The 8,483-nt window shown below is 69.0% G+C and carries 7 protein-coding genes; 2 read left to right on the top strand and 5 right to left on the bottom strand.

The genetic code is table 11. The features are described 5' to 3' along the window. Positions 1-1,121: molecular chaperone DnaJ (dnaJ, locus tag ACFE7U_RS12710; RefSeq protein WP_375410096.1), on the bottom strand; the 1,121-nt coding region annotated here is incomplete at its 3' end. Between the two features lie 130 nt (positions 1,122-1,251). Next, on the bottom strand, positions 1,252-3,168 hold the full coding sequence (gene dnaK, locus ACFE7U_RS12705; protein WP_375410095.1) for a molecular chaperone DnaK: 1,917 nt from the start codon (positions 3,166-3,168) through the stop codon (positions 1,252-1,254). 365 nt (positions 3,169-3,533) lie between these two features. Between dnaK and ACFE7U_RS12700 the strand changes: the two genes are divergently transcribed. Beyond that, entirely contained in the window at positions 3,534-4,514 is a 981-nt protein-coding gene (locus ACFE7U_RS12700) for a hypothetical protein (protein ID WP_375410094.1), read from the top strand. A gap of 4 nt (positions 4,515-4,518) precedes the next feature. On the opposite strand, the gene ACFE7U_RS12695 is transcribed toward ACFE7U_RS12700, so the two are convergent. Further along, positions 4,519-5,127 carry a YqgE/AlgH family protein gene (locus ACFE7U_RS12695; protein WP_375410093.1) on the bottom strand — a complete coding sequence of 203 codons (609 nt, stop codon included), beginning with the start codon at positions 5,125-5,127 and terminating at the stop codon, positions 4,519-4,521. Positions 5,128-5,286: 159 nt separating this feature from the next. Between ACFE7U_RS12695 and ACFE7U_RS12690 the strand changes: the two genes are divergently transcribed. Next, entirely contained in the window at positions 5,287-5,769 is a 483-nt protein-coding gene (locus tag ACFE7U_RS12690) for a peroxiredoxin (RefSeq protein WP_375410092.1), read from the top strand. A gap of 63 nt (positions 5,770-5,832) precedes the next feature. On the opposite strand, the gene thrB is transcribed toward ACFE7U_RS12690, so the two are convergent. Both thrB and ispH read right to left on the bottom strand, forming a co-directional pair. Continuing rightward, a complete protein-coding gene (gene thrB / locus ACFE7U_RS12685) occupies positions 5,833-6,825 on the bottom strand; it encodes a homoserine kinase (RefSeq protein WP_375410091.1) in 993 nt (330 codons plus the stop codon). Between the two features lie 100 nt (positions 6,826-6,925). Further along, entirely contained in the window at positions 6,926-7,924 is a 999-nt protein-coding gene (ispH, locus tag ACFE7U_RS12680) for a 4-hydroxy-3-methylbut-2-enyl diphosphate reductase (RefSeq protein ID WP_375410090.1), read from the bottom strand. Positions 7,925-8,483: the final 559 nt, after the last annotated feature.

The raw sequence follows: 8,483 nt of genomic DNA, 5'->3' as shown, positions 1-8,483 counted from the left end.
CGCATCTTCGAGAAGAAGCCGGCACTCTCCGGATGCGTCTCGTCGGAGGCGGACTGGTCGAATTCCTGAAGCAATTCGCGCTGGCGCTTGGTCAGGCTCTGGGGCGTCTCGACGAAGACCTGGATGTAGAGGTCGCCAATGTCGCGCGAGCGCAGCACCGGCATGCCCTTGCCCTTGATGCGGAACTGCTTGGCGGTCTGCGTGCCGGCGGGGATGCGCACCTGCGTCTGGGTGCCGTCGATCACCGGGACGGTGATGTCGCCCGCGAGGGCCGCGGTCACCATCGAGATCGGCACCCGGCAGAACAGGTCGGCGCCGTCGCGCTGGAAGAAGGTGTGCGGCTTGATCGAGAGGAAGACGTAGAGGTCGCCGGCGGGGCCGCCGCGCTGGCCGGTCTCGCCCTCGCCCGCCAGGCGGATGCGAAGGCCGTCATCGACGCCCGCCGGCACGTTGATCGAGAGCGTGCGCTCGCGCGTGACGCGGCCGGCACCCGAGCAGGCCTTGCAGGGATCGTCGACGATCTCGCCCCGCCCCTGGCAGCTCGGGCAGGTCCGTTCGATGGCGAAGAACCCCTGTGCCGCCCGCACCCGGCCGTAGCCGCCGCAGGTCGTGCAGGGACGCGGCTTCGAGCCGGGCTTGGCGCCGGTGCCCGAGCAGGTCTCGCAGGCGATCGCCGTGGGGATCGTGATGGTCTCGGTCTTGCCGGCGAACGCCTCTTCCAGCGAGATCTCGAGATTGAAGCGCAGGTCGGCCCCGCGCTCGCGGCCAGGGGCCGTACGCCCCCGCGCGCCGGCCGGCGCGGCACGGCCGTCGCCGAAGAAGTTGTCGAAGATGTCCGACATGAAGTCGCCGAACTCGTTGCCGAACCCGGGACCCGTGCCCGGACCGCCGCCCTGGCTGAAGGCGGCATGGCCGAAACGGTCGTAGGCCGCCCGCTTCTGACCGTCGGTCAGGGTCTGGTAGGCCTCGTTCAACTCCTTGAACTTGAGCTCGGCCTCCTTGTCGCCCGGGTTGCGGTCGGGATGGTAGACCATGGCGAGCTTGCGGAAGGCTACCTTCATCTCGCCGTCCGACGCGGTCTTGGAGACGCCCAGGATCTCGTAATAGTCCCGCTTCGACATGCCTGCCCTCAGGTCCGCACGAGCCGATCCCCGGACGATCGAGGTCCAGGGATCAGGGTCGTCATCCGTCTCGTGTGATCAGCAAGGACGGGGCCGGTTCGCACCGGCCCCGCACCAGAAGTCGCTGGGCTTATGCCCGCTTCTTCTGATCCTTGTCATCGACTTCCTGGAAGTCGGCATCGATGACGTCGTCCTTCTTCGCCTCGGCGCCGGCCGCGGCCTCGGGGCCGCCCTCCGGCGTCTGGCTCGCCGCGTACATCGCCTCGCCGAGCTTCATCGAGGCCTGCATCAAGTCCGTGGTGCGGGACTTGATGACCTCGACGTCCTCGCCTTCGAGCGCGGTGCGCAGCGCCGTCATCGCGGTCTCGATCGCACCCTTGTCGTCGGCCGAGACCTTGTCGCCGTACTCCTTCACCGACTTCTCGGTAGCGTGGATCAGGCTCTCGCCCTGGTTCTTCACCTCAACGAGTTCGCGGCGCTTCTTGTCCGCCTCGGCGTTGGCCTCGGCGTCCTTGACCATCTTCTCGATGTCGGCATCCGAGAGGCCGCCCGAGGCCTGGATGCGGATCTGGTGCTCCTTGTTCGTCGCCTTGTCCTTGGCCGTCACGTTGACGATGCCGTTGGCGTCGATGTCGAAGGTCACCTCGATCTGCGGCAGACCGCGGGGGGCCGGCGGGATGCCCATCAGGTCGAACTGGCCGAGCAGCTTGTTGTCGGCCGCCATCTCGCGCTCGCCCTGGAAGACCCGGATCGTGACCGCGTTCTGGTTGTCCTCGGCGGTCGAGAAGGTCTGGGACTTCTTCGTCGGGATCGTGGTGTTACGGTCGATGAGCCGAGTGAACACGCCGCCCAGGGTCTCGATCCCGAGGGAGAGCGGGGTCACGTCCAGCAGCAGCACATCCTTGACGTCGCCCTGGAGCACGCCGGCCTGGACCGCGGCGCCGATGGCGACGACCTCGTCCGGGTTGACGCCCTTGTGGGGCTCCTTGCCGAAGAAGGCCTTCACGACCTCCTGGATCTTGGGCATGCGGATCATGCCGCCGACGAGCACGACCTCGTCGATCTCGGAAGCCGAGACGCCGGCATCTTTCAGCGCCTTGCGGCAGGGCTCGATCGTGCGCTGGACGAGATCGTCGACGAGCGACTCGAACTTCGCACGGCTGAGCTTCAGCGCCATGTGCTTCGGGCCGGTGGAATCGGCGGTGATGTAGGGCAGGTTGATCTCGGTCTGCGTCGCGGACGAAAGCTCGATCTTCGCCTTCTCGGCGGCCTCCTTGAGGCGCTGGAGGGCGAGCTTGTCCTTCGTCAGGTCGATGCCCTGCTCGCGCTTGAACTCGGTGGTCAGGTACTCGACGACGCGGTTGTCGAAGTCCTCGCCGCCGAGGAAGGTATCGCCGTTGGTGGACTTCACCTCGAACACGCCGTCACCGATCTCGAGGATCGAGACGTCGAAGGTGCCGCCGCCGAGGTCGTAGACCGCGATGGTGCCGGCCTTCTTCTTGTCGAGGCCGTAGGCGAGGGCGGCCGCCGTCGGCTCGTTGATGATGCGCAGCACCTCGAGCCCGGCGATCTTGCCGGCGTCCTTGGTGGCCTGGCGCTGGGCGTCGTTGAAGTAGGCGGGCACCGTGATCACGGCCTGCGTCACGGGCTGGCCGAGATGGGCCTCTGCCGTCTCCTTCATCTTCTGCAGCGTGAAGGCGGAGATCTGGGAGGGCGAATAGCGTTTGCCGTCGGCCTCGACCCAGGCGTCGCCGTTGTCGCCGCGGGCGATCTTGTAGGGAACGAGGCCCTTGTCCTTCTGGGTCATCGGATCGTCGTAGGTGCGGCCGACGAGGCGCTTGATCGCGAAGAAGGTGCGCTCGGGGTTGGTCACGCCCTGGCGCTTGGCCGGCTGTCCGACGAGGCGCTCGCCGTCGTCGGTGAAGGCGACGATGCTGGGCGTGGTGCGGGCGCCCTCCGCATTCTCGATGACCTTGGGCTGCGAGCCTTCCATGACGGCCACGCAGGAATTGGTGGTGCCCAAGTCGATGCCGATAACTTTACCCATGGTGGGATCCCTCTATTGATGTTCTGCAAGCAGACCGCCGAGCCCCGGAGCAGCTCGGCCCATGGCAGTGCAACGTTGAGATTCGGAGACCGGAGTCGGTCCGGATCGGATGGCAGAGACGGCCAGATCCGGGTCTTAATCCCGCGCCCCGCCGGATATAAGAAGGTGGATGCGGAGCCGCAAGACGAGAGCCGACGATGTTCCGGCCCCGGGGTTCGCGTGGGTCGCGAGAGCATCGCCCTCTCCGGCGAAGTCTCCCTCGGCGGCCGGACTTGTTGCGGGAACGCCACGCCCGCCGCTGCCGTGACGTGTTAGGCTTCGCTTAACATTTCAAGTCTCCGAAGGCCCTCGGCCCGAAAGTCCCGATGCGTTTGAACCGCGCTTTCCTTCTGGCGGCCCTGATCGCCGCCGGTCCGGCCGCCCTGCCGCAGCCGGTGCGCGCGCAATCGTTCTTCGAGGACCTGTTCGGGATCGGCCGCGGTGCGAAGCCGCCGGTTCCGCCCCGCAACGTTCCCGCTGCGCCGCCGCCCCAGGCGCCTGCGGCGAGCGATCCGGCCGCGCCCGGCGAGCCCGGCGTCGAGGCTCCCAGGCCGTCGGCCCCCCCGCCCTTGCGCCCGGTGATGCTCAAGGTCCCGGCCGAGGAGACCGTCCTGGGTCAGGAGCTCATGCGCAACGGCTCCAGCGGCAGCCTCAAGCTCGAACGCACGGGCAACGCCACGGTCGTGCGAATCACGGTGCCGGGAATGAAGGTCTCGCAGCCCGCCGAGAGCTGCAGCGTCCCCCTGAGCGGCGGCAACCCCATCCCCCTGACGGCGGAGGCACGCGCCGACGGCCTCGCGCGATTCGAGGCGGCCGGCGGCGAATGCCCCCTGCGCTTCGAGGTGCTGGAAGGGGCCGTCCTGGTGACGCCGCTGTCGGGGAATCCGGTCTGCACCTTCACGGCGGCCGATTGCGGGGCGACGCCCGGCGGCCTGTGGGGGCCGGCCCCCGCTTCCCTCATCCCGCGATCGAGCGAGTTCGACACCGCGCGCGGCGTCGCCGACAAGGCGGTCCGCGACAACTACAAGGTCATGACCCAGCGGGCGCGCGGTCAGGACGTCCGGCCCGTCGTCACCGAGCAGGCGGCCTTCTCGTCGGACCGCGAGCAGGTCTGCCGCAACTACGCCCGCGAGGGCAGCCACGGCTTCTGCCATGTCCGGTTTACGGAGGGGAGGGCGGTCGCTCTCGCCACGCGGCTGGGCGTCAGCCCGACCGCTACCCCGAGCGCCAGCGCGGCGCCCCGGCCGCGGCGCAAGCCGGTGCCGGTCGAGGGCCTGAACCCCGATGCGGCCAACGTACCGGATTGAGGAGTCAGGCCCGCCCGGCGGTGGAGGAGAGCATCGCCGGGTCGATGCCGTTCGAGCGCAGGGTCCGTTCGTATTTGGCATCGAGCTGCGTGTGGAAGATCAGGTCCGGGTCGGCCGGGCAGGTCAGCCAGCCATTGGCCATGATCTCGGTCTCGAGCTGGCCCGGCTGCCAGCCGGCATAGCCGAGCGCCAGCACCGCGTTGGCGGGTCCCTCGCCGGTGGCGATGGCGCGCAGGATCTCCACGGTGGCGGTGAGGCAGATCCCGTCGTCGATGATCAGGGTCGACTGGGCGATGTGGAAGTCGTCGCTGTGCAGCACGAAGCCGCGCTTGGCGTCGACGGGGCCGCCCATCAGCACCGGCATGTGCCCGACGCGCTCGCGCAGGCGGATGGCGTCGGCCTCGGTGGCGATGTCGAGCTGGATCAGGAGGTCCGGCATGTTGAGGTCGTCGACGGCCTTGTTCAGGATGATGCCCATCGCCCCGTCGGCGGAGTGCGCGCAGACGTAGATCACGGAGCGGGCGAAGCGCTCGTCCGTGAGTCCGGGCATCGCCACGAGGAACTGCCCGTCGAGGTATCCGGAGGTCTCTGTCGTTCGCGATGAGCTCTGCATGGCACGATGCTAGCCCTCCGGCTCGCGTTGTCCAGCGGGCAAAGTGCGGCGCACCCTGGAACGCCGAGCGCGAACCTCGACAGGGTCGGGCGGCCACGCTAGACGGACCCGCGCAACGAGGCGGCCCGCGGCCGGCCTTTACACCCGAGGAGACCAGCGATGACCATCGAGGTTGGCCAGCACCTGCCGCAGGTGACCTTCCGGGTGAACGGTCCGGACGGACCCGAGGCCAAGACCACCGACGACCTGTTCAAGGGCCGCCGCGTCGTGCTCGTCGGCGTTCCGGGCGCCTTCACGCCGAGCTGCCACCGCAACCACCTGCCGGGCTTCGTCGCCAAGCTCGAGGAGATCAAGTCCCGCGGCGTCGACGCCGTGGCGGTGACCTCCGTCAACGACGTCTTCGTGCTCGACGCCTGGCAGAAGGCCAGCGCCGCCGAGGGCATCGACTTCCTGGCCGATGGCAACGCCGACTTCGCCAAGGCCACCGGCCTCGACATGGACGGCACCGGCTTCGGCCTCGGGCCGCGCTCCAAGCGCTACGCGATGCTGGTCGATGACGGGGTCGTGCGCGTGCTCAACCTCGAGGAAGTCCCGGTGAAGACCGAGATCTCGGGAGCGGAAGCGCTGCTCAAGGTGATCTGACCGATTTGGCCAACGCCACGAGTCGTTCCGGGCTCCGATACGCAGCCCCGGAATGACGAGCGCCTAGGGCGGAGAGGCTCGCGCGAGCGACTCCGCCACCCACCCATAATCCTCGGCGCGGCCCGCGTCGCGGTGGAACACCAGCCGGCGGTCGTATTCGAGCGGGTCCTTCGGCTGGACCAGGGCGCCGGGCGGCACGTTCAGCCAGTCCACGAGCCGCGTCAGCATGAAGCGCAGGGCCGCACCGCGGCAGAGGATCGGCAGGGCCGCGACCTCCGCCGGCTCCAGCGCCCGCACCGCCTGATAGCCGGCGATCAGCGCCTGCCCCTTGTCGCGGTGGTAGGTTCCGTCGGCGTCGAAACACCAGGCATTGAGGCAGATCGCGAGATCGTACGCGAAGGCGTCGGTGCAGGCGAAGTAGAAGTCGATCAGGCCCGACAGCCTGTCGCCGATGAAGAACACGTTGTCGGTGAACAGGTCCGCATGGATGACGCCGCCGGGTAGGCCGCGCGGCCAGCCGGCCTCCAGCACGGCGAGGTCGGCGCGGGTGCGCCCACCGAGCCCCGGCGCGACGGTGTCGGCCTGGGCCTCGGCCACCGCGAACAGGGGCCGCCACGCCTCCACCGAGAGGCTGTTCTCGCGCACCATCCCGAAGTCGGCGCCCGCCGCGTGCAGGCCGGCCAAGGCACGTCCGAGCTCGCCGCAATGGTGGAGCCCCGGGCGCTTGACCGAGACGCCGTCGAGAAAGCTCACGATCACCGCCGGCCGGCCGCAGAGGCGCCCGAGCGCGGCGCCATCGCGGTTGCGGATCGGCTGCGGGCAGGCCAGATCGCGGGCGGCCAGATGCTCCATCAGGTTGAGGAAGAACGGCAGGTCGCCTTCCCGCACCCGCTTCTCGTAGAGGGTGAGGATGTAGGAGCCGGCGGTGGTGTGGAGGAAGAAGTTGGTGTTCTCGACGCCCTCGGCGATGCCCTTGTAGGAGAGCAGCGTGCCGATCTCGTAAGCCGAGAGGAAGGCGGTCAGGGCCTCGTCGGAGACCTCGGTATAGACGGCCACGTCGCGTCGCTCAGGGTTTCCCGCCCCTCGGCGGGACGGCTCGTGAAACGGAAGGGGCGCCCAACGGCGCCCCCATGACGATACCCGAGGCGGGAGCCTGTTACTCGGCCGCTTCGCTGCGCAATTCGCGCGGCAGCGGGAACGACATGTCCTCGACCACGGTCGAGACCGTGTCCACCGTCACCTCGTAGCGGGCCGCGAAGGCGTCGATGATCTCCTCCACCAGCACTTCGGGCGCCGAGGCGCCGGCGGTGAGGCCGAGCCGGCGCACGTTGACGAAGGCGTCCCAGTCGATCTCCTCGGCGCGCAGGACGAGGCGGGTGATCGGGCACCCGACGCGCTCGGCGACCTCGCGCAGGCGCTGCGAGTTCGAGGAGTTCGAGGAGCCGACGACGATCACCGCATCGACGAGCGGCGCCACCTGCTTCACCGCCTCCTGGCGGTTGGTGGTGGCGTAGCAGATGTCGTCCTTGTGCGGCCCGGTGATGGTCGGGAACTTCTTCTTCAACGCCTCGACGATGTGGTGGGTGTCGTCCACCGACAGCGTGGTCTGCGTCACCCAGGCGAGGTTGTCGCGGTTCTCGGGCTCCAGGGCGGCGATCTGCTCGAGGTCCTCGACCAGCGTGATCGAGCCCTTGGGCAGCTGACCCATGGTGCCGACCACCTCGGGATGGCCGGAATGGCCGACGAGCAGGACGTGGCGGCCGCGCTTGTGGTGGATCTCGGCCTCGCGGTGGACCTTGGTCACGAGCGGGCAGGTGGCGTCGATGGTGGTGAGCCCGCGCGCATCGGCGTTGTTGGGCACGGTCTTGGCCACGCCGTGGGCGGAGAAGATCACCGGGGCGGCGCCGTCCGGCACCTCGTCGAGCTCGCGCACGAACACGGCGCCTTTGCGCTTCAGGCTCTCGACCACGTACTTGTTGTGGACGATCTCGTGGCGCACGTAGACCGGCGGCCCGTAGATCGCCAGCGCCCGCTCGACCACGTCGATGGCCCGCACCACGCCGGCGCAGAAGCCGCGCGGCGCGCAGAGCAGGATCTCCAGGGGAGGTTTCGCCGATCCGGCGGCGGGCAGGGGCAGAGAGGTGATGTCGCTCATGATAGCCGGGATGTGGCGAGGCGGGGGCGCCCCTGTCAACCGTCTATAGCGCGAAACGCCGTTCGTGGTGAGGGCCATGTTGCACAGGGCGCCCATGCTCGCCTCGGGTGAGCGAACCCCGCCCACGCGAAAAGAGTCCCCGCGCGCCGAAAAACGGCGCCGGAGGCATGGCCTTGGAGCAACAGGGACGCGGGACGCCGCGGAACCCGTTTTGGTGCTGAGGCCAAGGAGAAGGCTCCTCGGCGTCCCGCAGCCCCCGGCTCCCGTCGCCGGAACCGAAGGCCGATTTTTCGTCACGGTCTTTTCCCGACTCTGGTACGGCCCTCCACCTTGCTGTCCGAGGGATGTCCTGCCCCCTCGCGCTCGCCGGACGCAGAGGCGTCCGGACCCTGCCCTCCTAGTGGGGCAAGGCGTCAGGTCTGCTGGCGGGAACCGAGGCCCGGATCGACCGCACCCCGACTCCCGTTCCGTACTCGACGCCCGGGACGTGACCGACCGAAGCCACGCCGCGGGAACCGCCCCGCCACCCTGAACCCCCCTCGGTCGGTCCACCGCGGAG

It is taken from the genome of uncultured Methylobacterium sp. (assembly GCF_964251405.1).
Classification (GTDB): domain Bacteria; phylum Pseudomonadota; class Alphaproteobacteria; order Rhizobiales; family Beijerinckiaceae; genus Methylobacterium.
Note: the sequence above shows the minus strand (reverse complement) of the source record. Positions and strands in the feature narration are given on the sequence as shown.

Bases quoted from the DNA above. Each gene is read 5' to 3' on its own strand.
- ACFE7U_RS12700 (WP_375410094.1), top strand. From the start codon at position 3,534: ATGCGTTTGAACCGCGCTTTCCTTCTGGCGGCCCTGATCGCCGCCGGT.
- ispH (WP_375410090.1), bottom strand. From the start codon at position 7,924: ATGAGCGACATCACCTCTCTGCCCCTGCCCGCCGCCGGATCGGCGAAA.
- ACFE7U_RS12690 (WP_375410092.1), top strand. From the start codon at position 5,287: ATGACCATCGAGGTTGGCCAGCACCTGCCGCAGGTGACCTTCCGGGTG.
- ACFE7U_RS12695 (WP_375410093.1), bottom strand. From the start codon at position 5,127: ATGCAGAGCTCATCGCGAACGACAGAGACCTCCGGATACCTCGACGGG.
- dnaK (WP_375410095.1), bottom strand. From the start codon at position 3,168: ATGGGTAAAGTTATCGGCATCGACTTGGGCACCACCAATTCCTGCGTG.